At 68.7% G+C, this 24,993-nt stretch carries 26 protein-coding genes; 19 read left to right on the top strand and 7 right to left on the bottom strand.

The window, feature by feature from the left end:
* Positions 1-3 precede the first annotated feature (3 nt).
* Together F3J10_RS00435 and F3J10_RS00440 are read left to right on the top strand one after the other, a co-directional pair.
* Positions 4-276, top strand: a complete 273-nt coding sequence (locus F3J10_RS00435; protein ID WP_201758227.1) for a hypothetical protein — start codon at positions 4-6, stop codon at positions 274-276.
* Positions 277-657: 381 nt separating this feature from the next.
* Positions 658-1,200, top strand: a complete 543-nt coding sequence (locus F3J10_RS00440) for a hypothetical protein (protein WP_167240514.1) — start codon at positions 658-660, stop codon at positions 1,198-1,200.
* Positions 1,201-1,242: 42 nt separating this feature from the next.
* On the opposite strand, the gene F3J10_RS00445 is transcribed toward F3J10_RS00440, so the two are convergent.
* Positions 1,243-2,130 (bottom strand): AraC family transcriptional regulator, encoded by an 888-nt coding sequence (locus F3J10_RS00445; protein ID WP_167240516.1) that lies wholly within the window; start codon positions 2,128-2,130, stop codon positions 1,243-1,245.
* Positions 2,131-2,453: 323 nt separating this feature from the next.
* Between F3J10_RS00445 and F3J10_RS00450 the strand changes: the two genes are divergently transcribed.
* The 9 genes from F3J10_RS00450 (at position 2,454) to F3J10_RS00490 (ending at position 11,327) form a co-directional block, all read left to right on the top strand.
* Positions 2,454-3,350 (top strand): PhzF family phenazine biosynthesis isomerase, encoded by an 897-nt coding sequence (locus tag F3J10_RS00450; RefSeq protein ID WP_167240518.1) that lies wholly within the window; start codon positions 2,454-2,456, stop codon positions 3,348-3,350.
* Between the two features lie 103 nt (positions 3,351-3,453).
* Complete coding sequence (locus F3J10_RS00455) at positions 3,454-4,206, top strand: transporter substrate-binding domain-containing protein (protein ID WP_025096672.1); 753 nt, start codon at positions 3,454-3,456, stop codon at positions 4,204-4,206.
* Positions 4,203-4,859, top strand: coding sequence for a glutamine ABC transporter permease GlnP (gene glnP / locus F3J10_RS00460; RefSeq protein WP_167240520.1), 657 nt, complete (start codon positions 4,203-4,205; stop codon positions 4,857-4,859). The genes F3J10_RS00455 and glnP overlap by 4 nt, the downstream gene beginning before the upstream one ends.
* Positions 4,856-5,584, top strand: coding sequence for a glutamine ABC transporter ATP-binding protein GlnQ (gene glnQ / locus F3J10_RS00465; RefSeq protein ID WP_167240522.1), 729 nt, complete (start codon positions 4,856-4,858; stop codon positions 5,582-5,584). The genes glnP and glnQ overlap by 4 nt, the downstream gene beginning before the upstream one ends.
* A gap of 18 nt (positions 5,585-5,602) precedes the next feature.
* Positions 5,603-6,787, top strand: a complete 1,185-nt coding sequence (locus F3J10_RS00470) for a serine hydrolase (protein WP_167240524.1) — start codon at positions 5,603-5,605, stop codon at positions 6,785-6,787.
* Positions 6,788-6,957: 170 nt separating this feature from the next.
* The gene (locus tag F3J10_RS00475) at positions 6,958-8,322 is read left to right on the top strand and encodes an MFS transporter (protein WP_167240526.1); all 1,365 of its coding nucleotides are present in this window, start codon (positions 6,958-6,960) and stop codon (positions 8,320-8,322) included.
* A 73-nt stretch (positions 8,323-8,395) separates the two neighbouring features.
* A complete protein-coding gene (locus F3J10_RS00480) occupies positions 8,396-9,379 on the top strand; it encodes a LysR family transcriptional regulator (protein WP_167240528.1) in 984 nt (327 codons plus the stop codon).
* Complete coding sequence (locus tag F3J10_RS00485; protein ID WP_167240530.1) at positions 9,372-10,784, top strand: aspartate ammonia-lyase; 1,413 nt, start codon at positions 9,372-9,374, stop codon at positions 10,782-10,784. Before F3J10_RS00480 ends, F3J10_RS00485 begins: the two co-directional genes overlap by 8 nt.
* Positions 10,785-10,823: 39 nt before the next feature.
* Entirely contained in the window at positions 10,824-11,327 is a 504-nt protein-coding gene (locus tag F3J10_RS00490) for a prolyl-tRNA synthetase associated domain-containing protein (RefSeq protein WP_025096679.1), read from the top strand.
* A 97-nt stretch (positions 11,328-11,424) separates the two neighbouring features.
* Here the strand turns inward: F3J10_RS00490 and F3J10_RS00495 are convergent, their stop codons facing one another.
* Positions 11,425-12,000, bottom strand: coding sequence for a TetR/AcrR family transcriptional regulator (locus F3J10_RS00495; RefSeq protein ID WP_025096680.1), 576 nt, complete (start codon positions 11,998-12,000; stop codon positions 11,425-11,427).
* Positions 12,001-12,142: 142 nt separating this feature from the next.
* On the opposite strand from F3J10_RS00495, the gene F3J10_RS00500 reads away from it, so the two are divergent.
* Positions 12,143-12,838: a glutathione S-transferase gene (locus tag F3J10_RS00500; protein ID WP_105829049.1), complete on the top strand. Its 696-nt coding sequence runs from the start codon at positions 12,143-12,145 to the stop codon at positions 12,836-12,838.
* A 42-nt stretch (positions 12,839-12,880) separates the two neighbouring features.
* Here F3J10_RS00500 and F3J10_RS00505 read toward each other — a convergent pair whose 3' ends face one another.
* Positions 12,881-13,684, bottom strand: coding sequence for a YkgJ family cysteine cluster protein (locus tag F3J10_RS00505; protein WP_167240532.1), 804 nt, complete (start codon positions 13,682-13,684; stop codon positions 12,881-12,883).
* Positions 13,685-13,862: 178 nt separating this feature from the next.
* Between F3J10_RS00505 and F3J10_RS00510 the strand changes: the two genes are divergently transcribed.
* From F3J10_RS00510 to F3J10_RS00525, 4 genes are all read left to right on the top strand, one after another.
* Positions 13,863-14,387, top strand: coding sequence for an N-acetyltransferase (locus F3J10_RS00510; protein WP_167240534.1), 525 nt, complete (start codon positions 13,863-13,865; stop codon positions 14,385-14,387).
* A gap of 258 nt (positions 14,388-14,645) precedes the next feature.
* Positions 14,646-16,079 carry a cytosine permease gene (locus tag F3J10_RS00515; RefSeq protein WP_345791176.1) on the top strand — a complete coding sequence of 478 codons (1,434 nt, stop codon included), beginning with the start codon at positions 14,646-14,648 and terminating at the stop codon, positions 16,077-16,079.
* A 93-nt stretch (positions 16,080-16,172) separates the two neighbouring features.
* On the top strand, positions 16,173-16,754 hold the full coding sequence (locus F3J10_RS00520) for a TetR/AcrR family transcriptional regulator (protein ID WP_167240536.1): 582 nt from the start codon (positions 16,173-16,175) through the stop codon (positions 16,752-16,754).
* A 92-nt stretch (positions 16,755-16,846) separates the two neighbouring features.
* Positions 16,847-17,584 carry an SDR family oxidoreductase gene (locus F3J10_RS00525; RefSeq protein WP_080741926.1) on the top strand — a complete coding sequence of 246 codons (738 nt, stop codon included), beginning with the start codon at positions 16,847-16,849 and terminating at the stop codon, positions 17,582-17,584.
* A gap of 145 nt (positions 17,585-17,729) precedes the next feature.
* Here the strand turns inward: F3J10_RS00525 and zwf are convergent, their stop codons facing one another.
* On the bottom strand, positions 17,730-19,205 hold the full coding sequence (gene zwf / locus F3J10_RS00530; protein WP_025096687.1) for a glucose-6-phosphate dehydrogenase: 1,476 nt from the start codon (positions 19,203-19,205) through the stop codon (positions 17,730-17,732).
* A 178-nt stretch (positions 19,206-19,383) separates the two neighbouring features.
* Positions 19,384-20,571, bottom strand: a complete 1,188-nt coding sequence (locus F3J10_RS00535) for an N-acetylglucosamine-6-phosphate deacetylase (RefSeq protein ID WP_167240539.1) — start codon at positions 20,569-20,571, stop codon at positions 19,384-19,386.
* 105 nt (positions 20,572-20,676) lie between these two features.
* On the opposite strand from F3J10_RS00535, the gene F3J10_RS00540 reads away from it, so the two are divergent.
* Positions 20,677-21,540 carry a LysR family transcriptional regulator gene (locus F3J10_RS00540; protein ID WP_167240541.1) on the top strand — a complete coding sequence of 288 codons (864 nt, stop codon included), beginning with the start codon at positions 20,677-20,679 and terminating at the stop codon, positions 21,538-21,540.
* 9 nt (positions 21,541-21,549) lie between these two features.
* Here F3J10_RS00540 and F3J10_RS00545 read toward each other — a convergent pair whose 3' ends face one another.
* Together F3J10_RS00545 and F3J10_RS00550 are read right to left on the bottom strand one after the other, a co-directional pair.
* Positions 21,550-22,143, bottom strand: coding sequence for an NAD(P)H-dependent oxidoreductase (locus F3J10_RS00545; RefSeq protein ID WP_025096690.1), 594 nt, complete (start codon positions 22,141-22,143; stop codon positions 21,550-21,552).
* Between the two features lie 271 nt (positions 22,144-22,414).
* Positions 22,415-22,993 (bottom strand): XRE family transcriptional regulator, encoded by a 579-nt coding sequence (locus F3J10_RS00550; protein ID WP_167240543.1) that lies wholly within the window; start codon positions 22,991-22,993, stop codon positions 22,415-22,417.
* A 148-nt stretch (positions 22,994-23,141) separates the two neighbouring features.
* On the opposite strand from F3J10_RS00550, the gene F3J10_RS00555 reads away from it, so the two are divergent.
* Positions 23,142-23,924, top strand: coding sequence for an aldolase (locus F3J10_RS00555; RefSeq protein ID WP_013698406.1), 783 nt, complete (start codon positions 23,142-23,144; stop codon positions 23,922-23,924).
* A gap of 65 nt (positions 23,925-23,989) precedes the next feature.
* Positions 23,990-24,880 (top strand): dihydrodipicolinate synthase family protein, encoded by an 891-nt coding sequence (locus F3J10_RS00560; protein ID WP_167240545.1) that lies wholly within the window; start codon positions 23,990-23,992, stop codon positions 24,878-24,880.
* The last annotated feature ends 113 nt before the right edge of the window (positions 24,881-24,993 follow it).

A 24,993-nucleotide genomic window follows, 5' to 3' on the forward strand; every position in this document is an offset into this window, starting at 1 on the left:
GTAATGGCCGACTACCAATGTCATCCATTGTGGGACATGTCACCTGGGATGTATGGAGACGTCGATCCCAATACGTTACCCATCTCGCCAGAACTCAGGCAACAGTTCGCGGACTGGGCACGAGCGTTTGACGAGACATTGGACACGTCAAACCCAGCAAACTCTGGCTTTAGAAGCACAGAAGCAGAGGTCGCTTTCAAAGCGACGGGTGTTGCGCTCGCGGAGCGATTGCAGAAAGAGCTTGGCAAGGATTTTTTGGTGTCCGTCAAGGTGTAGTGTCGCTACAAACACAATCTCACCGAGCGCTCTTCACGGAGGATGGCAAATTGGACTGCCCAGGGAATACTAGACGCCGCTGGCCTATGATTGGACTGCCCAGGGAACGCTAGACGCCGCTGACCTATGATTGGACGGCAGCCATGAATCAATTTGCCATCCTCTACGAAGGGCGTTTTGTCTGGCCATCCGTGTGATGCTCACCCGCCTCGAACACGGAAATTCTGACAGGCCCCCGCCAAACCAAGCAACGCTACGCCGCGCGTCCCTCAAGCCCGCCATCCCGCCGCCGATAACCCAGACGTAGCGCCCGCTGAACACACAGCCTCTCCAGCCGGCCAGCCCCCCGCTCGCCAACGCAACCCAACCCGCGACCCCACCATGTCCATCGCCCCCGTTTCCAGCTCGACATCGTCCTATTCCAGCGCCTACGACACGAGCGCGACCGACCCGAACCCGCTCGACCCCAACAACCTCGACCCGAACGATCCCGCCAACCAGGATCCGATCGACACGAGCAACCAGGCCAAGGCCGCGCCGAACACGGCGCCCGAGATCGCCGACCTGCGCAAGGTCCAGCAGCAGTTGGCGAAGCAATTGAAGGAAGCGGAGAAGGGCGCCGGTTCGAATCCCGCCGGCCAGGCGCTGATCGTCAACCTGACCACGCAGATCACGGCGATCGAATCCACCATCGACAACATCCAGGGCCTGGGCGGCATGGTGGCGCAAAAGAAGCTGGCGGCCAGCTCGAAGGCGGAGGCGAACTCGACGCGCGCCCTGCAACAGCAGATCACGCAGCAGAGCCTGCGCGGCAACGACGCGTCGAAAAGCACGCAGATCACGACCTCGGCCGTCACCGACGCGAGCAAGAGCAATGCCGTCCGGCTGGACATGAAGGGAACCGTCCTCAACACGGTGGCGTGAAGCGCCAGCCTCGCCAACCCATCGACAGATCCCCGTCAGCGATCAGGCGGCCTTCACATCCAGGCCGCCCGATCCATTCCTGCGACGCAGCTCCGAAGGCGCATGCCCGCCGATGCGGCGCATCGCATGCGCCAGCGCCGCGCCGCTACCGAAGCCCACGCGAAACGCCACCTCGCCGATCGGCAAGTCCGTTTCCGCCAGCAACTGGCAGGCATTCCGGTAGCGCACGCGCTGCTGGAACTCGCCGATCGACAGCCCCGTGCCCTCCCGGAACAGCCGCGTGATATGACGCCGCGAAATGCCGAAACGCGCCTCCAGCGCATCGAGCGGAATCTCCTGGTCGGCATTCGAGGTGATGAACGCCTCCAGGTCGGCGACCAGCGCCATGCCGTGCTCGCCGGGCGAGGTGGCGGGCTCGGTATTGCCCGCGATCACCTCGCTGATGCATTGCATCAGCAGGGCCGAGGCCAGGGCCTGGCGCGTCGCCGCGCTGCCGTAGGCGCCCGTCTCGCCGCGCAGCGAAAGATCCTGCAGGCTGCGGATCGCCGCCGAGCGGCGCACCAGCAGCGGGGCACTCGTGCGTCGACGGAATTCGCCGAGCGAACCCACGCCGCTGTCGAGCTTGCGCAGCGCGTCCGCGGTGACATAGACGGCCACATGCGTATGCGGCGCGCAGCCGGCGCGCGTCTGGTGGAATTGTCCCGATGGCACCACGGCGAAGCGGTCCTGCGACAGCCAGATTCCCGCGCGATGATCCTCGTGACGGATCTCGACGGCGCCGTGGCTGGGCAGGATGAACATCAGGCAGTCGTGCCAGTGCCAGGGCATGGCGTAGCTGCCGCTGCTGGTCAGCGTGGCGGAGCCGTCGTCGGCGGCGACCAGCTGGTTCTTGTTGGCCGGCTGGCACAGTTGATGAAACGAGCGCAGCATGGCGCGGCTCCCATCCGATCGGTAAACAGTGACGCCCCGGCTTCGGGCGGCGCGATCCGGCATGCGCCTGCCCGTCCATGAACGGCTCCCGGGCAGCATAGCAATTCAAAATATCCCCCGGACATCGCGTCCAACCCGGATTCGCCCGGCCAGCCCCGGGGAAATATCCGGGTTCACCCGCATGTCCGGGCTCGCGCGGCACCGCCGCCGGCATGGCCCGTTCGATCAAAAACCAGGGCCCGCTCGCGCGCGCGGCGCGGCAGCGATCCTCGTAAGCTGAGTGGAACGAAACGCGTCCTTCAGCCTGCGAGGTTCCCAGCGCAATGCCCTCAGCTCATCGAGTCGAAATCCTCAGCGTGTTCGCCGCCGGCCCCGGCGGCGGCAATCCCGCTCCCATCGTGATCGACGCGGCCGGCATGTCCGACGCGCAGATGCAGGAGGTCGCGCAGCGTCATGGGCACGAGAGCGGCTTCGTGCTGCCGGCGCCGCCCGGATCCGATTGCGACTACGAATTCCGTTTCTGGGTGCCCCGGCACGAGATGTCGATGTGCGGCCACGCCACGGTCGGCGCGGTCTGGCTGCTGCACCAGGCCGGGCGGCTGCGGGGCGATCGCCTGAACATCCTGACCCGCAGCGGCCGCGTGCAGGCCAGGATCACCGGGCAGTCGGCCGAAGGCGCCGCCGTCGAGATCTCGCAGCCGCTGGGGCGCGTCGAGCCGCTGCCGCAGGCGCGGGAGAGCCGCGCGGCGATCCTCGAGGTGCTCGGCATCGACGAGACGCAAATGGCGCCGCTGCCGATCCAGAACGCCAGCACCAGCCGCGTCAAGACGCTGATTCCGCTGGCCAGCCCCGATGTGCTCGATGCCCTCGCGCCGCGCTTCGATCGAGTCGAGGCGCTCTGCGATCGCATCGGCTCCACGGGCCTCTATCCCTACGCGAGCCTCGATGCCGATCGGCAGATCTTCGATGCGCGGCAGTTCCCGCGCAGCTCGGGTTATCCGGAGGATGCCGCCACCGGCATCGCGGCCGCGGCGCTGTCGTTCGGCCTGCTGGCCAACGGCCTGGTCGAGCCCTCGGCGCGAACCATCACGATCCGCCAGGGGCGCGCCATGCGGCGGCCCTCGCAGATCTCGGTCAGCTTCAGCCTGGCGCCGGGCATCGAGCCGGGCTGTCCCGACGGCTGCTGGCTGGGCGGCCCGGTCCGCTTCGAGTCGCAATGACGCCCCGAGCGGCCCCGTGACGCCCGGCGCCAAGCCTTTACACCAAGCCAGCCGCCTCGCGAAGAGACAGGCCCGGCATGCACAACCACTCGTGGAGAGCACCATGAACCGCCGTCAATTGCTGCAACTCGGCCTCGCGGCCGGTCCCGCCATCCTGCTGTCCCGTTCGGTGCTGGCCGACGAGCCCGAGCTCGTGATCGGCTCCAACGTGGGCAGCCCGCCGTTCGCGTTCAAGCAGGGCAACGGCTATTCCGGCTTCGACGTCGAGGTCTGGGCCGAGGTGGCCAAGGGCATGAACCGCAAGTGGCGCCTGCAGCCGATGGAGTTCGGCGCGCTGATCCCGGCGCTGCAGACGCACAACCTCGATGCGATCGTCTCCCAGCTCTTCATCAAGCCGGAGCGCCAGCAGGTGATCGACTTCTCCACGCCCTATTACAAGAGCGGCCTGATCGCGGTCACGCGGGCCGACAACACCAGCATCCACGACACGGCCGATCTCGACGGCAAGCGCATCGGCACCGAAACCGGCACCGTCGCGGTGGCGTACATCAAGGAACACCTCAAGGGCGTCACGCTCGACCAGCTGCCCAGCATCAACAACGCGCTGCTGGCGCTCGAGGCCGGCCGCACCGACGCGGTCGTCTACGACAAGCCGCAATTGCTCTACTACGCGAACACCGCCGGCAAGGGTAGGATCCGCGTGGTGCAGCCGCCGCTGGAAGGGCTCGATGTCGGCATCGGCTTCCAGAAGGGCAGCCCGCTGGTGGCGGCCGCGAATGCCCAACTGGCCGCCATGCGCGCCGACGGGCGGCTGCAGGCGCTCAATCGCAAATGGTTCGGCGAGGCGGCGTCATGAGTTTCGACTGGGCGGCCGTCTGGGCCGCATTGCCCGACCTCCTGCAAGGCCTGCGCCTGACCTTGCTGATCGCGCTGGCGGGGCTGGGCGGCGGCGTCGTGCTCGGCGTGCTGGCCGGCGTCGCGCTGACCTACGGCGGGCGCGTCGTCTCGATCCCGGCGCAGGTCTATGTCGCGCTGATTCGCGGCACGCCGATCGTGGTGCAGGTGATGTTCGTCTACTTCGCCCTGCCGATCATGATGGACATCCGCATCAGCGCCACCCATGCCGCCATCATCACGCTGATCGTCAATTCGGGTGCCTACAACGCGGAGATCATCCGCGGCGCGCTCGACGCGGTGCCCATCGGCCTGCGCGAGGCGGGGCTGGCGATGGGGCTGCCGTTCCCCAGCGTGCTGGCCCACGTGATCGCGCCGATCGCCTACCGGCGCGCGCTGCCGGCGATGGGCAACCAGTTCGTCAACCTGGTCAAGGACACCTCGATCTTCCTCGTCATCGGCGTGGGCGAGATGACCCGGCGCGGCCAGGAAATCATGGCCGAGAATTTCCGCGCGGTGGAGATCTGGAGCGCGGTGGCCGTCATCTATCTGCTCGTGATCAGCGTGCTGGCGCTGGGCCTGCGAGTGCTCGAACGGAAGGTACGCCTGAAATGAGCATGATCGAATTCCGCCAGGCGTCGAAGCGCTTCGGCGACCATGTGGTGCTGCAGCCGCTCGACCTGTCGATCGAGCGCGGTGAGGTGGCGGTGATCGTCGGCCCCTCGGGCTCCGGCAAGTCGACCATGCTGCGCTGTATCAACGGCCTGGAGACGCTGAGCGCCGGCGACCTGCGCGTGGACGGCATCAGCGTGCTGGGCAGCGCGCGCGACGTCAGGCGCATCCGGCTCGAGGCCGGCATGGTGTTCCAGCAGTTCAACCTGTTCCCGAACCTGACGGCGATGCAGAACGTGATGTTCGGGCCGATCCGCGCGCGCGGCAAATCGAAGGCGCAGGCGCGCGAGATCGCCGCCGCGCTGCTCCTGAAGGTGGGCCTGGCCGAGCGCATGAACCACTATCCCTCGCAGTTGTCCGGCGGCCAGCAGCAGCGCGTGGCGATCGCGCGCGCGCTGGCGATCCAGCCCAAGCTGATGCTGTTCGACGAGCCGACCTCCGCGCTCGATCCCGAGCTGCGCCAGGAGGTGCTCAAGGTGATGCAGACGCTCGCCGGCGAGGGCATGACCATGATCGTGGTCACGCACGAGATGGGCTTCGCCCAGCGGGTGGGCACGCGTTTGCTGTTCATGGAAGGCGGGCGCCTGGTGCACGACGGCGATCCGGCCGCGATGCTCGCGTCGCCGCCGGGCGAGCGGTTCCGCGAGTTCCTCCAGCATGTTCATTGATCGGGAGCCCTGAGCAAGATGATCCCTGCACGCTTCGAAAGCGACTATGGATTCCGGCGCGACAGCGTCCGGCACGAAAACTGGCGCGACGCGCCCTGGAACGTCTGGGCGTTTCGCCACGTCCACGAGCTGATCCCGAGCGCGCGCATCGCGGCCACGCCGGGCCTGGCGGAACCGCCCCTGGTCGATGCCGAGGCCCTGACGCGGCACGAGCTGGAGATCGGCGGCGAGCGGCGCACGGTGGCCTCGATCCTGCGCGAGACCTGGACCGACGCGATCACGGTGATGCGGGGCGGGCGCATCGTTGCCGATTTCCACGCACCGAACTTCACGCTGCAGAGCCGCCATATCCTGTTCTCGGCGAGCAAGTCGGTGGCGGGGCTGCTGGCCGGCATGCTCTACGGCGACGGCCTGCTCGATCCCGAGGCGCCGGTCGCTCACTACGTGCCGGAACTGGCGCGTTCGGCGTTCGGCGACGCGCGTGTCAGGCATGTGCTCGACATGCGCACCAGCCTCGCCTTCAACGAGGACTATCTCGATCCGAACGGCATCTACGCGCGCTACCGGCGCGCCGGGCTGCTCGATCCGCGTCGCGACGGCGAGCCGAGGGAAACCGTGCTCGAGCTGCTGGCCGCCTTGCCCAAGGGCGAGGGCGAGCACGGCGGCCCGTTCCATTACTGCTCGCCCAATTCCGACGTGCTGGGCCTGGTGATCGAGCGCGCCTCGGGCGAGCGCTACGCGGATTTCGCCTCGCGACGTCTCTGGCAGGCGCTGGACTTGCGGCAGGACGGCTGCGTGACCGTGGACATCGCCGGCACGGCGCGCTCGGGCGGCGGCCTCTGCATGGGCGTGCGCGACCTGGCGCGGGTCGGCGAGCTGGTGCGCCTGGGCGGCAACCACCAAGGGCGCCGCCTGATCCCCGCCGACTGGATGGAGGACACGCTGACGGGCGGCAGCGCCGAGGCCTGGCGGCAAGGCGATTTCTCGGACTGGCTGCCGAACGGCAGGTACCGCAACAAGTGGTATCAGCTCGGCAATGCCAGCGGCGCCTGTTTCGCGATCGGCATCCATGGCCAGTGGCTGTATGTCGACCGGGCCAACGAGACGGTGATCGCCAAGTTCTCCTCGCAGCCCTGGCCGACCAACAACGACGTCAAGCACCTCAACCTCGCCTTGTTCGAGGCGCTCGCGTCGATGCGTTGAAGCCGGGCAGGCTGATCCCGGGCGCCAGGTTCAGCCATCGCGGCACAATCCATTAGCTTTCCTGATACTCCCGTCCCTCATGCTGATTTCCTGAATCTGCCCGCCTACACTGATCTCCATGGCGCGAACATCCACGCGCGGACAATCGAAAAGATCAGAGGAGACAGACGGTGAGCACGAAGGTATTGCTGGAAGACCTGCCGCTACGGCCCTTCCACCTGGGCGTGGCCCTGAGCGGCACGGGAGGGCAGTTCAGCGACGGTTTCGTGCTGGGCATCATCGGCATCGCCGTGAGCATGGCCGCCGGCGCGCTGCACCTGGACGCGGTCTGGATGGGCCTGCTCGGCGCGGCCTCACTGGCGGGGCTGTTCCTCGGCAGCCTGCTGGCGGGCCCGCTGGCCGATCGCTCAGGACGCCGCATCATCTTCGCCTTCGACATGCTGCTGTTCGCGGCGCTGTCCGCCGCCCAGTATTTCGTCACCTCGCCCTCGCAACTGCTGGTGCTGCGCCTGCTGCTGGGCCTGATCCTCGGCGCCGACTACGTCGTCAGCAAGTCGCTCGTCACCGAATACGCGCCGCGTCGTTATCGCGGCCGGCTGCTCAGCATCCTCGCGGCGGCCTGGGCGGCCGGTTATGTGGGCGCCTATCTGGCCGGCTTCGCGCTGCGCGATATCGGCCCGGATGCCTGGCGCATCATGCTCGCCGCCAGCGGCGTGCCGGCGCTGCTGATCCTGCCGTTCCGCCTGACGGTGCCGGAATCGCCGATGTGGCTGATGAAGCGCGGGCGCGGCGAGGAGGCGCTGGCCATCGTGCGCCGCAAGTTCGGCCCCGACGTCACGCTGGCCCCGCCTTCCCCGTCCCTGGTCGCGCGCCGCGCCGGTGCCTGGGCCGAGCTGTTCTCCCCGCGCTGGCGCCGCAACACCTGGGTGGGTTGCGTGTTCTACACGGCCCAGGTGATCCCGTATTTCGCGCTGGGCACCTTCGCGCCCAAGGTGCTCCAGGCGCTGCAGGTCAAGGACAGCTTCGTGGGCGGCCTGGTCTACAACGTGCTGCTGCTGGCCGGCGCGGTTGTCGGGCTGCTGCTGGTCGACCGCGTCTCGCGCCGGGCCTTCCTGATCGGCACCTTCTACCTGGCGGCGCTGGGTCTTGCCGTGCTCGCCTATGCCGGATTCGGGCCGGTCGGCACCATGCTGGCCTTCGGGCTGTTCGCCTGCGTGCTGTCGGCGGCGGCCAACCTGGAATTCGTCTATCCGCCCGAGCTGTTCCCGACCCACCTGCGTGCCTCGGGCGTCGGCCTGGCGGTCGCCTCGAGCCGCTTCGGCTCGGCCATCAGCACCTTCCTGCTGCCGCTGGCGGTGCAGCGGGTGGGCGTCCACGCGACGCTGGGCGTGTGCGTGGCGGTGCTGCTGGCGGGCGGCGTGTTCTGCCATGCGTTCGCGCCGGAAACCGGCGGCGAGAAGCTCGCCGACATGGAAGCGCCCGATGGCGACGAGCCGGCTGCCTACGCCGGCCCGGTCGGCGACCGGCGCGCCTGAGCCGGCAGGCACGCATGGACGCATCGCGGCGGCTGGCGGAAGATGGGCGCGATCAAGTTTTCCCGAGGTCCTGATGCCATCGAACAAACCCATCGACATGCACGCCGTCCAGGTCTTCGTCGCGGTCGCGGAAGCGGGAAGCATGTCGGCCGCGGCCGCCCGGCTCGGCATTTCCCAGTCGGGCGTGTCGCAGATCGTCCGGCAGCTCGAGGAGGAGCTGGGCGTGGTGCTGGTCAACCGCAGCACGCGGCCGCTGGCGCTGACGCCGTTCGGCATCGCGCTGCGCAACCGCGGCGCGGTGCTCGGCGAGGAAATCGCCAACCTGAAGGCGCAGGTGGTGGAAGCCGGCCGCGGCATCAAGCCGGACCTGCGGATCGGCCTGGTCGATTCGTTCGCGGCCACCTGCGGCTCGGTGTTCACCAAGCGCCTGCTGGGCAAGGTCTCGCAGTTGTCGATCCGCACCGGCCTGAGCCCGCAGCAGGGCGAGGCGCTGCTGCGGCGCGACCTGGACCTGATCGTCACCAGCGATGCGCTGATGGACGCGAACGACGTGGTGCGCTATCGGCTGCTCTCGGAGCGCTACTTCGTGATCACGCCGCGCGAGCATCGCCAGGCGGTGCGCCACCTCGACGAGCTGCGCGCGCTGGCGAACGCGCTGCCGATCGTGCGCTTCAACCGCGGCTCGCAGGTGGGCATGCAGATCGAGCGCTATCTGCGGCGCATCGAGCTGCGCATGCCGAACCGGCTGGAGCTGGACAACGCCGACGCGCTGGCCTCGATGGTGGCCGAGGGCATCGGCTGGGCGATCACCTCGCCGATGTGCCTGCTGCAGGGCGCGGCCCACGCCGGCCGGCTGAAGGTGCACGCGGTCGAGGGCATGGAGCTGGAACGCTCGCTCTACCTGGTCGCGCGGCGCGACGAGTACCAGGCCTTCTTCGAGGATGCCTGCGAGACCGCGCGCGAGGTGATCGAAACGTCTTTCCTGCCGAGGCTGAAGGCGCTCGGCAAAAACATGGACCAATGGATTGTGATGGGTGACAGGAACTCCTATGAATGAGCATCAACAGGACGGCGCGCGCGTCGAACGCGACTACGTCGGCGAGGTATCGATCCCGGGCGACCGCCTCTATGGCGTCAACACGGTACGCGGCGTGGAGAACCTGACGGTTTCTCCGCTCGACATCGCCCATTACCCGGCCTTTCGCAGCGCCTTCGCGCAGTGCAAGTGGGCGGCGGCGCTGGCCAATCGCGACAACGGCGTGCTCGACGCGGCGCGTTGCGAGGCGATCGTCGAGGCTTGCCGGGAGGTGATCGCGGGACGTCTCGATGCCTCGCTGGTGGTCGACCTGATGGAGGGCTCGGGCGGCACCTCGACCAACATGAACTTCAACGAGGTGATCGCCAATCGCGCACAGCAGCACCTGGGGCATGCGCCGGGCGCCTACGAGGTGGTGCATCCGAACGATCACGTCAACCGCTCGCAATCGACCAACGACGTCTACCCGGGCGCGCTGAAGATGGCCACCTACGCGATGATGGGGCCGCTGATCGAGGCGGCGCGGGCGCTGGCCGCGCTGTTCGAGGCCAAGGCCGCGGCCTTCGCGGACATCCTCCATCTCGGCCGCACCTGCCTGCAGGATGCGCAGCCGATGCGGCTCGGCCAGTTGTTCGGCGGTTATGCCTCGCTCACGCATCGGCTGGCCGACGAACTGGCCGCCGTGCGCGACAAGCTGCGGACCCTGCCGCTCGGCGGCACGGCGATCGGTACCGGCTTCGGCGCGCCGGCCGGCTATCGCGAGGCGCTCTACCGGCACCTGGGCGAGATCACGGGCGTGGCCTACCTGCCGCCCGCGAATTCGTTCGACGCGATCCAGAACATGGACGTGTTCTCGCGCGTCTCCGCCGAGCTGCGCACCTGCGCCGTGTCGCTCGGCAAGATCGCCTCGGACCTGACGCTGCTGTCCTCGGGGCCGGTGGGCGGCATCGGCGAACTGCGCTTGCCGGAAGCGCAGGCCGGTTCCTCGATCATGCCGGGCAAGGTCAACCCGGTGCTGCCGATGGCGATGATCCAGCTCGGTTTCGCGATCACCGGCAACGACGTCGCCATCGCCCAGGCGGTGCAATACGGCGAGCTGGAAATCAACCATTTCGAGCCGCTGGTGGCCTCGCGCGTGTTCGACAGCATCGCCATGCTCGACCAGGGCATCCGGCGCTTCGCCAGCCGCTGCGTGGCCGGCATCGAGGCCGATGCCGAGCGCAACGAGCGGCACCTGATGGATTCGATGGCGGTGGCCACGGCGCTGGTGCCGACGCTCGGTTATGCTCGCGTCAGCAAGCTGGCGCGGCAGTCGGTGGCGCAGGGGCGGCCGCTGCTGGCGATCCTCGACGAATCGGGGCTGCTCGCGCCCGAGGCGGCCAAGGCCGCGATCCTCGCGGCGTCGCGCCCGGTGTTCGAGGCCTGAGCGCGCGCCGTCAACGAATCGAGCGAGGTAAGCGAGGCGATGAAAGGAAAAGACGAGGTATTGGCGCTGCTGGCGCAGGCGGGCATTGCGTTCGACTGCGAGCATCACGAGCCGGTGTTCAACATGATGGAATCCGACACGCTGGTGCTGTCGCTGCAGGGCGCGCGCTGCAAGAACCTGGTGCTGAAGGACAAGGGCGGCCGGTTCTTCCTGGTAATGACCACCGGCGGCAAGTCGCTCGATCTCGCCGAGGCGGCCGTCGCGCTCGGCAGCAAGCGCCTGTCCTTCGCCTCGGCCGAGAACCTGCAGGCGCTGCTCGGCGTGGTGCCGGGCTCGGTCAGCCCGCTGGCGCTGGTCAACGATCCCGCCGGGCAGGTGAGTCTCGTGATCGACGCGGAACTGGCCGGCGAGGCCGTGTTCCTGCTGCATCCGCTCGACAACTCGGCGACGGTGGCGCTGTCGCGGGCGAATCTGGACGCCTTCCTGCGCTCGATCGATCACGCGCCGGCCTGGCTCGCGCTGAAGGCGAGGGCGGCTGCCTGAGCGCCGCCGGCGCGGCTGGCGGTTTCCTGCGCGGCGAGGCGCGTCGCGCCGGCGGGCCTCCCGGCCCGCCCGATGCGGCGCGCGCCGCTTCCTTCCTCTATTTCGGCAACAGCCCGGCGGCGCGATATCCCTCCACCAGGGTGTCGTAGACCGCGACATCGCCACGGCTGCGCGCGATCAACTGCGCCCCGGCGATCGCCGCGAAGATCGCGCGCGCGCGTGCCGCGTTGTCGGCCGGCTTGGTCAGTTTGGCCGCTTTCAGCGTGCGCTCCAGCCAGGCCACGTTCACGTCGGCGAAAGTCCGCACCTCGACCAGCACCGGCTCCGGCAGGTCCTCGCTTTCCGCCGCCATGAAGCTGCACAGGCAGATCCGGTTGCCGGTCACCAGCGCCTTGCGGAACATCTCCGGATAACGTCGCAGCGCCTCGGCCGGGCTGCCGGCCTCGTCGAGCAGCGCGTCCAGCCCGACGGCCGTGTCTTCCCAATACCGGCGCGCCACCGCCGCGCCCAGCTCGGCCTTGTTCGCGAAGTGGTGATAGAGGCTGGCCGCCTTGATGCCGACCTGGTCGGCCAGATCGCGCAGGTTCAGGCCGCCGTAACCGTGCGCCTGCGCGATCAGCCTGGCGGCTTCCAGGATCCGCTCCTTCGAATTCGTACCCGCTTCCTTTGCCACTGCGTCTGCTCCCACAAAAATTCGTTGACGGGCTCGATTGTACGCCTTACCGTAAACCTAACAATCGTTAGATAGCTTATTGGCCTGCCGCGCCAGACGAGCGTCGATCCTGGCGGCGGCCCCCAACCTGGAGAGGCAAGGCATGCATTCCGACATCGTCGATTTCGATCCCGAAACGATTCCCCTCATGACGATCCACGATTTCCCGACCGGGCCCTACCCGACGCGCGTGCGCATCGCCCTGGCCGAGAAGGGGCTGCAGTCGCGCGCGCGCTTCGAGACGGTCGATCTGTACAAGGGCGAGCACAAGCGGCCCGGCTTCATCGCGGACAAGAACTACTCGGGCACGCTGCCGGTGCTCGAACTCGAGGACGGCACCTGCATCGCCGAATGCACGGCCATCACCGAGTATCTCGATGCGCTGGACGGCGCGCCGATCCTGACCGGCAGGACGCCTCGCGAGAAGGGGCTGATCCACATGATGAACAGGCGCGCCGAGATCGAGCTGCTGGATACGATCAGCGTCTATTTCCACCATGGCACGCCGGGCCTGGGGCCCGAGGTCGAGTTGTACCAGAACGCCGAATGGGGTTTTCGCCAGCGCGACAAGGGCCTGCGGGCCATGCGCTACTTCGACGAGCTGCTGCGGCGGCAGCCCTTCGTCGCCGGCGATGCCTTCTCGATGGCCGACATCACCGTGATCGGCGGCCTGGTGTTCGCGGCGATCGTGAAGCTGCCGGTGCCGCGCGAGTACGAGGCCCTGCATGCCTGGTACGCGAGGATGCGCGAACGGCCGAGCGTGAAGCGGCAGCCGGGGATCGTCGCGCATGCGGGCTGAGGCCGGGCTGTCTCAGGCCGGCATGTCCCAGGCCGGCATGCCTCAGGCCGGCGCGGCGTCGCCCTCGAAGAAGCCGAGATAGGCGAGCTCGGGCCGGCTCGCCGAGGCTGCCGCGTCGAGCTGCGCGAGCGCGTCGATCGACTGCAGCGTGGCCAGCGTCGCGGCGCGATTGGTGAGCAGGGTCCAGGGCGTCGGCGAGGTCGGTTCGGCATGCTGGCCCTGCCCGGCCGCCTGCTTCGCGGCTTCGAGCGCCGCGGCCAGGCGCGCGGGTTCCGGCGTGTAGATCGCGAAGCCTTCGTTGGCGAGCGCGGCGATGTCGTAGCCGAGCAGGGCGCAGGCGCCGGCCTTGGCGAGCCGGTCGCGCTGGTCGGCCTCGCGCGATTGCGTGATCAGCTCGGCGGTCTGCGCGTCGACCAACTGGCCCCCGGCGATCAACGCGGGTTTGTCCTCCGTCCAGGCCTCGGGCGGGCAGGCCTTCGCGGCCGGATCGAGCACCAGCGCCGGATTGACCTCGGCCGGGTAGATCCGGCACACGCGCGGGCGCTGCTCGTAGGCGCCGCAGGCCATGTCGGCGCGCAGGTGCGGGCAGGGCCCGGCGAACGACGCCACCAGCGTGACCGACACGCGCACCGGCAGCGCGCCGCAGGCGGCGGCGAACGAACGGCGCCGCCGATGCTGCGCGAGCAGGTTGTCGAGCGGCGGCTCCTCGGGCCAGGGGATCGCGTCGCAGAACAACTGGACCTCGCCGCCGCGCGCCAGCCAGGCGAGGGCTTCGTCGACGGACAGCGGCAGGCGCAGGTCGTGGCAGCAGCGGCCGCACATCGTGCAGGAGAAGTGGACGGTCATGGTGGGCGAGTTCGTGAGTGGAGGGGACCGCCCAAGTTCGTCGCCGGTCTCGCCTCGGTTACAGTTGCGTGTGCCGAATTCCGGAGTCGGCCGCGCCAACGTGGCTCGCCGGCCATCTCCGGGTTCCAGTATGCTGATTCGCACGATACGCCGCCGGCCCTCATCGACCTCCGAATCCATGCAGACCCCCATCCGCCACGAGACCGAATCCGACATCGCCGCCATCGAGGCCCTGATCCTGGCCGCCTTCGACAACCATCCGCATCACGCGCCGGGGCAGGGCGTGACCGAGCACCGGATCGTCGCCGCCTTGCGCGCGGCCGGGGCGCTGAGCCTGTCGCTGGTGGCCGAGCGGGACGGCGCGATGGTCGGCCATCTGGCCTTTTCGCCGATCCGCATCGAGAGCGCCGAGGCGGCGGCCGGCTGGTTCGTGCTCGCGCCGGTTTCGGTGAGCCCGGCGTGCCAGCGCCAGGGCATCGGCGCGAGCCTGATCGAGGCGGCGCTGCCCATGATGCGCGAGCTCGGCGCAGCCGGCGCGGTGGTGCTGGGCGACCCTGCCTACTACACGCGTTTCGGCTTCCACCACGCGCATCGCCTGTCGGTGCCGGACGTGCCGGCCGAGTATTTCATGGCGCAATCCTTCCAGGGCGAGACCGCGGCGATCCCGGCCGGCGTGGTGCATTTTCATCCGGCCTTCGATTGACGGAACCCGGCGGTGCGTCGTCCAGGTTGACTATTCAAATTTGGCCGGTTGAGATGACGAACCGGATCGCGGCCTCGCGCGAACCGGGAGCGCTGCCGGCGGCTTGGCGGGCGGGCTCCCGTTCCCCACGCGGGCGCGCCGGGTAATTCCCTATTTTTGCCGACCTGTCTATACAAGAAGATTCGAGCGCGGGTGCCTTGCGCCAGGCCGAGGCCCTTGCCCGAATCCCCATCGACGACATCACCCGGAGCGCAGCACGTGGCGAACCAGAGAGAGGGCCGTGCGAGCGGCGAGCTGATCGAATCGCGATCGATCGACTACATCCCCGATGCGGAGCGCCACGGCAGCCTCGCCAGCCAGTTCACGCTGTGGTTGTCGGCCAACCTGCAGATCACCGCGATCGTCACCGGGGCGCTGGCCGTGGTGCTGGGCGGCGACGTGTTCTGGTCGCTGGTCGCGCTGCTGCTGGGGCAGTTGATCGGCGGCGCGGTGATGGCGCTGCACGGCGCGCAGGGGCCGCAGCTCGGCCTGCCGCAGATGATCTCCAGCCGCGTGCAGTTCGGCGTCTACGGCGCGACGATCCCGCTGGTGCTGGTCTGCCTGATGTACATCGGCTTCTCGGCGAGCGGCTCGGTGCTGGCCGGCGCAGCCGTCGCGCAATTGCTCGGCGTCGACGAGGTGGCCGGCATCGCGCTGTTCGCGATCTGCATCGTGGTCCTGACCATCCTCGGCTATCGCACCATCCACCTGATCGGCCGCGTGGGCAGCGTGATCGGCGTGATCGCCTTCCTGTTCATGTTCGCGCGGCTGTTCTCGAACCACGATCTCGGCGCGCTGCTGGCCAACCGTCATTTCTCGATCGCCAGCTTCCTGCTGTCGATGTCGCTGTCGGCGTCCTGGCAGATCGCCTTCGGCCCTTACGTGGCCGATTATTCGCGCTACCTGCCGCGCGGCACCTCGTCGGCGCGCACCTTCCTCGCGGTCGGCCTGGGCTCGGTGATCGGCGCGCAGGCCGCGATGGTGTTCGGCGTGTTCGCCGCCGCGCTGGCCGGCTCGCGGTTCGCGCACCACGAGGTGGCCTTCATCGTCGGGCTCGGTTCGAGCGGGGCGGTGGCCGCGCTGCTCTATTTCAGCATCGCCTTCGGCAAGCTCACCGTCACCACGCTCAATGCCTACGGCAGCTTCATGTCGATGGCCACCATCGTCAGCGGCTTTCGCGGCCAGCGCGCGATCTCGCACCGGCGCCGGCTGGTCTACATCCTGGCGATGGTGACGGTGTCCACGGCGCTGGCGATCGCGGGCCGCCACTCGTTCCTGAAGGAGTTCACGGCCTTCATCCTGTTCCTGCTGGCCTTCTTCACGCCCTGGAGCGCGATCAACCTGGTCGACTACTACTGCTTCACGCGCTCGCGCTACGACGTGCCGGCGCTGTCGGATCCCGCGGGCCGCTACGGGCGCTGGAACCGCATGGCGATCGCCGTCTACGTGATCGGCATCCTGGTGCAGATGCCCTTCATCTCGACCAGCTTCTATACCGGCGCACTGGTCGACCGGCTCGGCGGCACCGACATCTCCTGGATCCTCGGCCTGCTGGTGCCGGCGCTGCTGTACTACGCCTGCGCGCGCGCCTCGTCGCGCCGCATCCCCGAGCGCCTGATCCTGCCGGGCGAGGCCGCGCGCTCGGGCGAGTGAGCCCGCGCATGTCGCGGCCGAGGCTACAAAGACGTACAAAATTCCCCGGCCGAGATTCTTGACTGCTTAATCCAGAATCCGTATTCTCCGTCCATGGTCAGACCCAGGGAATTCGATCGAGACGAGGTGCTGGACCGCGCGCTGCGCGTGTTCTGGGAGCAGGGTTACGCGGCGACGTCGACCGACGACCTGCTGGACGCGATGCAGATCGGCCGGCAGAGCCTGTACAACGCCTTCGGCGACAAGCGCAAGCTCTACCTCGAGGCGCTGCTGCGTTATTCGCAGCGCAATGTCTCCACGCATCTGACGCGCCTGAAGAGCGCGGCGTCGCCGCTCGCCGGTATCGAGGCGGTGCTCGCCGGGCTGATCGACGACGGCTGCGATCAGCAGGTGCCCGGCTGCATGGGCGTGAACGCGATCTGCGAATTCGGCGGGCGCGATCCCGAGCTGAATGCCATGCGCGAGCGGCTCGGGCCGGTGCTCGACGCGGCCCTGGTCGAGCGTATCCGCGAAGGGCAGCGGGACGGCGAGATCGAGGCCGAACTCGATGCGAGCCAGGCCGCGAGCTACGTCCAGGTCACCATGCAGGGGATCCAGGTGGCGGCGCGCGCGGGCATCGCGGCGGACAGCCTGCGCGGGATCGCGCGTTTCGCGGTGGAGCGCCTGCGAGCCTGAAGGTCTGACCAAGCGGCTTGAAACCAGCCGGCCGACGTGGCCGGCATTTTTATGGTCAGTTTTTGACTGAATAATCCAGAAAGGAGCGCAGCATGAATACCAGTCCCTTGCAGCAACGCCGTGCCATCGTGTTCGGCGGTTCGCGCGGTATCGGCGCGGCGATCGCGCGCCGGCTCGCGCGCCACGGCGCCGACGTCGCGCTGACCTATGTGTCGGCGCCCGACAAGGCGGCCGAGGTGGTTGCCGAGATCGAGTCGATGGGGCGTCGCGCGCTGGCGATCCGCGCCGACAGCGCCCGTGCCGAGGAGATCCGCGCCGCGGCCGACCAGGCGGCGGCTGCCTTCGGCGGGCTCGACATCGTGGTGGTCAACGCGGGCATCCTGCGGATCGCCGACGTGGCGGCATTTTCCGTCGAGGACCTGGACCAGATGCTGGCCGTCAACGTGCGCGGCGTGTTCCTCTCGATCCAGGCCGCGCTCGGGCATCTGCAGCAGGGCGGCCGGATCGTCACGATCGGCAGCAACACGGCGGAGCGCACCAACTATCCCGGCTCGAGCGTCTATTCGATGACCAAGGCCGCGGTGGCGGTGATGGTTAAGGGCATCGCGATCGATCTCGCGCCGCGCGGCATCACCATCAACAACGTGCAGCCGGGGCCGACCGTCACCGACATGACGGCCGAGCACATCGAGGCGATCCGCTCGCGGATCCCGCTGCAGCGCGCCGCCGACGCCGACGAGATCGCCGCGCTGGTGGCCTGGCTGGCCAGCGCCGAATCGAGCTACATGACGGGTTCGAGCCTGACGATCGACGGCGGGATGGCGATCTAGGCGGCGCGCGTGCGCGACCTGGCGCGGCTTGCCGCACACGATTGGCGATCCTAAACGAACGACGACGTAAAAAAGCCGGCCGCGACGGGCCGGCTGGTCGATCGACGCAGCGGATCGGGCGGCGGCCTTCGGCGGCCGCCGATGCTCAGGCCTCCTCGGCCCAGGACATGTTGTCCCGCGCGAGCAAGGCCGACGAGGCGGCCGGCCCGTAGGTGCCCGCCGTGTAGAGGCGCGGCCGGTCGCCCGGCTGCTGCCAGCCGTCGAGGATCGGCTCGATCCAGGCCCAGGCGGCTTCCAGCTCGTCGCGGCGCATGAAGTGCGTGAGGCGGCCGCGGATCACGTCGATCAGCAGGCGCTCGTAGGCTTCGGCGCGGCGTTCCGGGATCGCCTGCTGCAGGTCGAGGTTCAGGCTCACGGGCACCATGTTCATGCCGCTGCCCGGCTCCTTGGCCAGCATCTGCAACTGGATCGACTCTTCCGGCTGGAGCTGGATCACCAGGCGGTTGCTGTAGTGGCGCGGGCCGTCGGGGATGATCGAGAAGGGCAGGTCGGCGAACTCGATGACGATCTCCGACTGGCGCTTCTGCAGCCGCTTGCCGGTACGCAGGAAGAACGGCACGTTGGCCCAGCGCCAGTTGTTGATGTAGGCGCGCAGCGCGACGAAGGTCTCGTTGCGGCTGTCGGGCGGCACGTTGTCCTCCTCGAGGTAGCCCTTCACCGGCTGGCCGTCCACCGCGCCCGCCGCGTACTGGCCGCGCACCGTGTCGCGCGCGATGTCGGCCGGCGTCATCGGCCGCAGCGAGCGCAGCACCTTCAGCTTCTCGTCGCGCACCGCGTCCGGGTCCAGCGAGACCGGGGGCTCCATCGCGACGATGCACAGCAGCTGCAGCAGGTGGTTCTGCACCATGTCGCGCAGCGCGCCGGTGTGGTCGTAGAAGCCGGCGCGGCTGCCCACGCCCACCGTCTCGGCCACCGTGATCTGCACGCTGCGGATGTACGGCGCCTGCCACAGCGGCCCGAAGATCGGGTTGCCGAAGCGCAGCACCATCAGGTTCTGCACCGTTTCCTTGCCGAGGTAGTGGTCGATCCGGTAGATCTGCGATTCCGCGAAATGGCGGCCGACGTCGTTGTTGATCGCCTGGGCCGAGGCCAGGTCGTGACCGAGCGGCTTCTCCAGCACCACGCGCGAGCGCTCGTTGAGCACGCCCGCGCTCGAGAGGTTGTCGCAGATGGTGGTGAACAGCTCCGGCGAGGTCGACAGGTAGAACACGCGGATCGCTTCCTTGCGGGAGGCTTCGGCCAGGCGCTGGTAGTCGCCGGCCTCGTTGACGTCGATCAGCACGTACTGGAACAGGTCCAGGAAGCGGTCCCAGGCCTGCTGGTCGAAGGCCTTGCCGTCGATGAAGGGCCGCGATTGCTCCTCCATGAACTTGCGGTAGCCGTCGATGCCCCAGTCGCGGCGGCCGACCGCGATGATGCGCGTCTCGGCCGGCAGGTTGCGGTGCAGGTGCGCCATGTAGAGCGCGGGCAGCAGCTTGCGTGCTGCGAGGTCGCCGCCGCCGCCGAAGATGATCATGTCGACGGGTTGGTCTTGTGCGGGCTGGTTGTGCTGATTCGTCATGGGTGGTTCGCGGTCAAAGTCGATGAGCGTTGAACGAACGGCTGATGCACCGGTGCCGCGGTGCAGCGGAAAGTGCTAAGTGTGCACGGTTTTGGCGGGTTCCGTGCATTCGCGTTGCGCAATGGGGCAGCGCAAATGCCGAAACACGCCGTTCGGCGGCTTGTTGCGCGGCTGGCGGCTAAACATGCCCGGCTTCGGTGCAGGGCTGCGGGTCGGGCCGGTTTTCTGGCCGGCTTTCGGGCGGCTGTCGGCGCGAGGGTGCCGCGCGCGTCACCGTGCGTCCCTCGATGGTGACGGCCTCCACGCGCAGTTCCGGATCGAGGCGCACCGTGTCGGCCCAGGCGCCGGGCGCGAGCCGGCCGCGCTCGGGCAGGCCGAGGAAGTCGGCCGGAAAGCGCGAGACGCGGTCCGAGGCGTCGGCGATCGACAGCCCGAGCTTCACCAGGTTGCGCAGCGCCGCGTCCAGGGTCAGCGTGCTGGCGGCCAGCCGGCCGTCGGCGAGCCGCGCGCCGGCCTGGCCCGGGCGCCGGAACACGCGCTGCGCGCCCAGCCGGTAGGCGCCATCGGGCATGCCGGTGGCCGCGCAGGCGTCGCTCACGCAATAGAGCCGGGGGATCGCGCGCAGCGCGGCGCGCATCGCGCCGGCGTGAAGATGGGCGAGGTCGGGGATCATCTCGGCGTATTCGGCATGGGCAAGCGCCGCGCCCACCAGGCCCGGGGCGCGATGATGCATCCCGCTCATGGCGTTGAACAGGTGGGCGAAGCCACTCGCGCCGCATTGCAGCGCGGCCACGCCCTGCTCGTAGCTGCCGCTCGAATGGCCGAGCTGGACGCGGATGCCGCGCCGGACCAGCCGGCGGATCGTGTCGAGCTGCCCCTCCAGTTCGGGCGCGAGCGTCACCAGGCGCACGCTGGCGAGCGCGAGCAGCGTGTCGATCTCGCCGTCCCGTGCCCGGCGCGCATGCGGCGGCTGCGCGCCGAGCTGCCCCGGGTTGAGGAACGGGCCTTCGAGATGGACGCCGAGCAGGCGCGCGCAATGCGCCGGCCGCTCGCGGCGCTCGACGCGGCCGATCGCGGCGGTGGCCTCGCGCAGCTCGGCTTCCGGCGCTGTCATGGTGGTCGCCAGGAAGGCCGTGGTGCCGCTGGCCGCGAGCGAGGCGGCCACCTGTTGCGCGGCCTCGCCGCCGTCCATCAGGTCGACCCCGCCCGCGCCGTGCACGTGCAGGTCGACGAAACCCGGCAGCAGGTAGCCGTAGCCGGGCAGGGGCGCGCCGACCGGCCTGGCGCGGATCGCGGCGATCCGGCCGTCGGCGCCGGTTTCGAGCAGGCCGAAGGCCCAGCCGGAGGCGGTGAGGATATTGTTCATCGGGCGAGCGGCAAGCGGGGCGCGGAAGTGGAGGAGCGCTCATTACACGGCTTGCCGATCGATGCGTCCAATGACATTTATGGCGCACCGTGATACGTTTCGCGCATGGAAATCAACCTGCTTCGCGCCTTCCTGGCCCTGGTCGAGACGCCGAATTTCGGCCGCACCTCGTCGCTGCTGAACCTGTCCCAGCCGGCGCTGAGCCGCCAGCTCGGCAAGCTCGAGGCGCAGCTCGGCGGCAGCCTGTTCTCGCGCGGCCGGCACGGCGCGCAACTGACCGAGCTGGGCCGCCTGTTCGCCCAGGAAGCGCGCCGGCTGGTGGAGCACGCCGATGCGGTGCTGGAGCGCGGGCGCCGCATCGCGGCCGGCGAGCTGGGCGAGCTGCGGATCGGCTTCGGTTCCTGGGCGATCGACCTGGTCGCCACCACCGTGCCGGCGTTTCGCGAGCGTTATCCCGAGGTGCGCGTGCAGGTGAGCGACATGCCGTCGATCGAGCAGGCCAAAGCGCTCGCCGACGGCTCGCTCGACGTCGCCTTCATGCGCCTGACGCGAGACCGCCGGCTGCGCCAGCATCGGCTCGCCAGCGACTATCCCGCCTTCGTGCTGCCGCGGGATTTCCCGCTGGCCGATCGGGCGGTGTCGATGAAGAGCGTGGGCGAGCGGCCGCTGGTGCTGATCGCGCGCGATCGCGCGCCCGGTTTCCATGCGGCCGTGATGGCCTTGTACGAACATCACGGGATCCGGCCGAGGATCGTGCAGGAAGCCGGCGAGTTCCATGCGGTGCAGGCGCTGGTGGCCGCGGGGCAGGGCATCTCGCTGGTGCCGGCCTCGGTGGCGCGTTTCTCGATCGAGGGCGTGACCTTGCGCTACGTGCCGGCCAGCCGCCGCAAGTGGGAGCTCGGCATCGCGCACCGGCTCGGCGAGGTGCCGCTGCCGGCGCAGCGCTTCGTCGAGATGGTGCTGGGCTGAACGCGCCGCTCAGGCGGCCACGCGCGCCAGGTGCTCGCGCAGGCGCGCGATGTCCTCGTCCACGCGCGGCGCCTTGATCACGTCGAAGCAGGAGAAGGCCGGCAGGATCTCGGCACCGCAGAAGCGGTAATTGGTGGTGTTGGCGATGAACACGTCGTCGACCGAGCGGCCGGTGAACAGGTACTGGTCGGGATCGTCGAAGGCGGCGCGCGGCGCGTTCCAGGTCAGCGACAGCATGTAGCGCTTGCCCTGCATGCGCCCGCCGGTGCCGTATTGTTTCGACGGGTCGCTGCGGGTGCGGCCGTCGTCGGCCAGCAGGCGCTGGTCGGCGAGGCCGGCGTTGAACACCTCGTCGGCGTATTTCTTGTAGATCCACGGCGCGCCGAACCAGTAGACCGGCGTCTGCAGCACGATCAGGTCCGCGCGCAGGTGCTTTTCCACTTCCTCCCCGGCGTCGTAGCCGTTTTCGATCACGGTCTGTTCGACCTCGTGACCGTGTCGCGTCATTTCCTCGCGGATGGTGTCGGCCATGGTGCGGTTCAGCGTGCCGTTGGCCCAGCCCGGGTAGTGCTGGGATGCGTTGATGATCAGGGTGTGTTTCATGATGTCGATGGCGGTTTCTGCGGATCGGCTGGCGGGATGCCGGCTGCCCGTTGCCGGGGCGCCCGGGCGTGCCGGGCCGGCGGGCGGCGTGTCGATGCAGGGCCATTATTCGGCGGGGCTCACGGGCGCGGCTGCAGGATTCGCCGAGCCTGCTGCACAAAAATGCGGGCGAGGCGAGCCGGCGATCCGGCTCGTGAAAGCGGGGGAGGCGGCGCGCCGGCGGGCGCGGCGCGCGCGTGCGATGGTTCCGGCCGCCGGGGCCGGCAGCGGCTCAGTCGGCCGCGTGCTGCTCCGCGGCCGACAGTTCGTCGCCGCTGATCACCAGCAGCACCTGCGCTGTCCTCGCGCCCAGCGAGCGGATCCGATGCGGCACCTGCGCATTGAAATACACCGCGTCGCCGGTGCCGAGCGTGACCTTCTGCGAGGCGAAATCGATCTCGATCCTGCCGCTGTGCACGAACAGGAATTCCTCGCCCGCGTGCTCGCGAAACTCCGAGGACGAGAAATCATGCCGGGGATGCAGCATGAAGGGCAGCAGGCGCTTGCGTCCCGCCTCGGCGGCGATCACCTCGTAGCCGGCCGAGGCGCCGTCCTCGCTGCCGCCGCCCATGCGGATCCGCTCGCCGGCGCGCACCACCGTGATCGCCTTCTCGTCCTCGTCGGACGCGAACAACTGGCCCACCTCCACATGCAGGGCGGTGGCCAGCTGCATCGCGACCGCCACCGAGGGCGTGCTCAGGCCGCGCTCGACCTTCGACAGGTAACTCTTGGTCAGGCCGGCGCGCTCGGCCAGGTCCTGCAGGCTCAAACCAAGCTGCTTGCGCAACAACTTCAGGCGAATGGCGCCCACGCGTATCTCTCCAAAAAATCCGGCATCAAATGACACGATGTGTCATATACTACCCGTCGTGTACTCGACGACTTGTCCTTGTCCTTGTCCTTGCTCTCGATCACCCGATGTCCGCCGCTGCCACGGCCGCTCAACCAGGAGAACCGGAATGCCTGAAACCCTGCACTTGTCGAAGTCCGAGCTGGTCGCCCGCTCGCACCAGCAACTCGATACCGCGCTGTCGTCGCGCGACTGGTCGCCTCGACAGAAACTGGCACTGACCTGCCGCATTCTATTTGATGGCGGCCACGATTCGGGGCTCGCGGGCCAGATCACCGCGCGCGCCGAGGATCGCGACACCTATTACACCCAGCCCTTCGGGCAGGGCTTCGACGAGATCACCGAGCAGAACCTGCTGCTGGTCGACCAGGACCTGAAGACGATCGGCGGCGAGGGCATCCCGAACCCGGCCAACCGCTTCCATACCTGGATCTATCGCGCGCGGCCCGACGTCAACTGCATCATCCACACCCATCCCGTGCACGTGTCGGCGCTGTCGATGCTGGAGCTGCCGCTGGCGGTCTCGCACATGGACATGTGCCCGCTGCACGACGATTGCGCCTTCCTCGAGACCTGGCCCGGCGTGCCGGTCGGCAACGAGGAAGGCGAGATCATCTCGGCCGCGCTCGGCGACAAGCGCGCCGTGCTGCTGGCCCATCACGGCATGCTGGTGACCGGCAAGACCATCGAGGAGGCCTGCGTGCTGGCGCTGCTGATGGAGCGCGCGGCGCGCCTGCAATTGCTGGCGCAGGCCGCCGGAACGATCCGGCCGATTCCCGAGGCGCTGGCCAGGGAGGCGCACGACTGGATCACCACGCCCAAGCGCCATGCCGTCACCTTCGACTATTACGCGCGCCGCGCCCTGCGCGCGCATCGCGACTGCCTGGCCTGAGCCGGGACGCCGGATCGCATTTTTTCTCACTTCATTAGATAGCACTCCCAACGAGGAACCCGCAGATGGCATCGCAATCGTTCAAGGGCATCATCGCGTACCCGGTCACGCCGTTCGACCGGCAGACCGGCGGCATCGACAGCGCCGCCTTGCGCGCCGGCATCGAACGGCTGATCGCGGCCGGCGTGCACGCGATCGCGCCGCTCGGCAGCACCGGCGAAAGCGCCTATCTCGACGACGAGGAATGGGACCAGGCCGCCGAGGCCTCGATCGCCCAGGTGGCGCGGCGCGTGCCGGTGGTGGTCGGCATCTCCGACCTGACCACGCGCAACGCGGTGCGGCGCGCGCGCTTCGCCGAGCAGGCCGGCGCCGACGCGGTGATGGTGCTGCCGATCTCGTACTGGAAGCTCGGCGAGGCCGAGATCTTCCGCCACTACGCGAGCATCGCCGAGGCGATCGGCATCCCGGTGATGGTCTACAACAACCCGGCCACGAGCGGCATCGACATGCAGCCGGCCTTCATCGCGCGGCTGGTGCGCGAGATCGGCAACGTGACGATGGTCAAGGAGAGCAGCGGCGACATCCAGCGCATGCATGCGCTGCGCCAGATCTCGGACGACACCATCCCGTTCTACAACGGCAGCAATCCGCTCGCGCTGGAGGCGTTCTGCGCCGGCGCGACGGGCTGGTGCACGGCCGCGCCGAACCTGATCCCGCAACTGACGCTGGCGCTCTACCAGGCCGTGGTGGCGGGGGAGCTCGCGCGGGCCCGCGAGCTGTTCTACCGCCAACTGCCGCTGCTCGACTTCATCCTGAAGGGCGGCCTGCCGACCACCATCAAGGCAGGGCTGCGCGTGCAGGGCTTCGAGGCGGGTGAGCCGCGCCTGCCGCTGCAACCGTTGGCGGAGATCGGCACCAGGCAACTCGGCGAACTGCTCGCGCGGCTCGCCGCCTGAGCGAACCGGCGCCGCGCGAGCCGTCATGGCGAGCACGGCGCCGGCGTATCCGGCCTGATTGTTCCGATGAATGAAGGGGAGAATTTTCGCTTGCGCGCGAAAGCGCCGATCTC

The sequence above is a fragment of the Burkholderia sp. Cy-637 genome, assembly GCF_011753175.1.
In the GTDB taxonomy this organism is placed as follows: Bacteria; Pseudomonadota; Gammaproteobacteria; order Burkholderiales; family Burkholderiaceae; genus Burkholderia; species Burkholderia gladioli.

Coding starts and splice junctions, on each gene's coding strand:
- F3J10_RS00435 (WP_201758227.1), top strand. CDS start 4: ATGGCCGACTACCAATGTCATCCATTGTGGGACATGTCACCTGGGATG.
- F3J10_RS00440 (WP_167240514.1), top strand. CDS start 658: ATGTCCATCGCCCCCGTTTCCAGCTCGACATCGTCCTATTCCAGCGCC.
- F3J10_RS00445 (WP_167240516.1), bottom strand. CDS start 2,130: ATGCTGCGCTCGTTTCATCAACTGTGCCAGCCGGCCAACAAGAACCAG.
- F3J10_RS00450 (WP_167240518.1), top strand. CDS start 2,454: ATGCCCTCAGCTCATCGAGTCGAAATCCTCAGCGTGTTCGCCGCCGGC.
- F3J10_RS00455 (WP_025096672.1), top strand. CDS start 3,454: ATGAACCGCCGTCAATTGCTGCAACTCGGCCTCGCGGCCGGTCCCGCC.
- glnP (WP_167240520.1), top strand. CDS start 4,203: ATGAGTTTCGACTGGGCGGCCGTCTGGGCCGCATTGCCCGACCTCCTG.
- glnQ (WP_167240522.1), top strand. CDS start 4,856: ATGAGCATGATCGAATTCCGCCAGGCGTCGAAGCGCTTCGGCGACCAT.
- F3J10_RS00470 (WP_167240524.1), top strand. CDS start 5,603: ATGATCCCTGCACGCTTCGAAAGCGACTATGGATTCCGGCGCGACAGC.
- F3J10_RS00480 (WP_167240528.1), top strand. CDS start 8,396: ATGCCATCGAACAAACCCATCGACATGCACGCCGTCCAGGTCTTCGTC.
- F3J10_RS00485 (WP_167240530.1), top strand. CDS start 9,372: ATGAATGAGCATCAACAGGACGGCGCGCGCGTCGAACGCGACTACGTC.
- F3J10_RS00490 (WP_025096679.1), top strand. CDS start 10,824: ATGAAAGGAAAAGACGAGGTATTGGCGCTGCTGGCGCAGGCGGGCATT.
- F3J10_RS00500 (WP_105829049.1), top strand. CDS start 12,143: ATGCATTCCGACATCGTCGATTTCGATCCCGAAACGATTCCCCTCATG.
- F3J10_RS00505 (WP_167240532.1), bottom strand. CDS start 13,684: ATGACCGTCCACTTCTCCTGCACGATGTGCGGCCGCTGCTGCCACGAC.
- F3J10_RS00510 (WP_167240534.1), top strand. CDS start 13,863: ATGCAGACCCCCATCCGCCACGAGACCGAATCCGACATCGCCGCCATC.
- F3J10_RS00520 (WP_167240536.1), top strand. CDS start 16,173: ATGGTCAGACCCAGGGAATTCGATCGAGACGAGGTGCTGGACCGCGCG.
- F3J10_RS00525 (WP_080741926.1), top strand. CDS start 16,847: ATGAATACCAGTCCCTTGCAGCAACGCCGTGCCATCGTGTTCGGCGGT.
- zwf (WP_025096687.1), bottom strand. CDS start 19,205: ATGACGAATCAGCACAACCAGCCCGCACAAGACCAACCCGTCGACATG.
- F3J10_RS00535 (WP_167240539.1), bottom strand. CDS start 20,571: ATGAACAATATCCTCACCGCCTCCGGCTGGGCCTTCGGCCTGCTCGAA.
- F3J10_RS00540 (WP_167240541.1), top strand. CDS start 20,677: ATGGAAATCAACCTGCTTCGCGCCTTCCTGGCCCTGGTCGAGACGCCG.
- F3J10_RS00545 (WP_025096690.1), bottom strand. CDS start 22,143: ATGAAACACACCCTGATCATCAACGCATCCCAGCACTACCCGGGCTGG.
- F3J10_RS00555 (WP_013698406.1), top strand. CDS start 23,142: ATGCCTGAAACCCTGCACTTGTCGAAGTCCGAGCTGGTCGCCCGCTCG.
- F3J10_RS00560 (WP_167240545.1), top strand. CDS start 23,990: ATGGCATCGCAATCGTTCAAGGGCATCATCGCGTACCCGGTCACGCCG.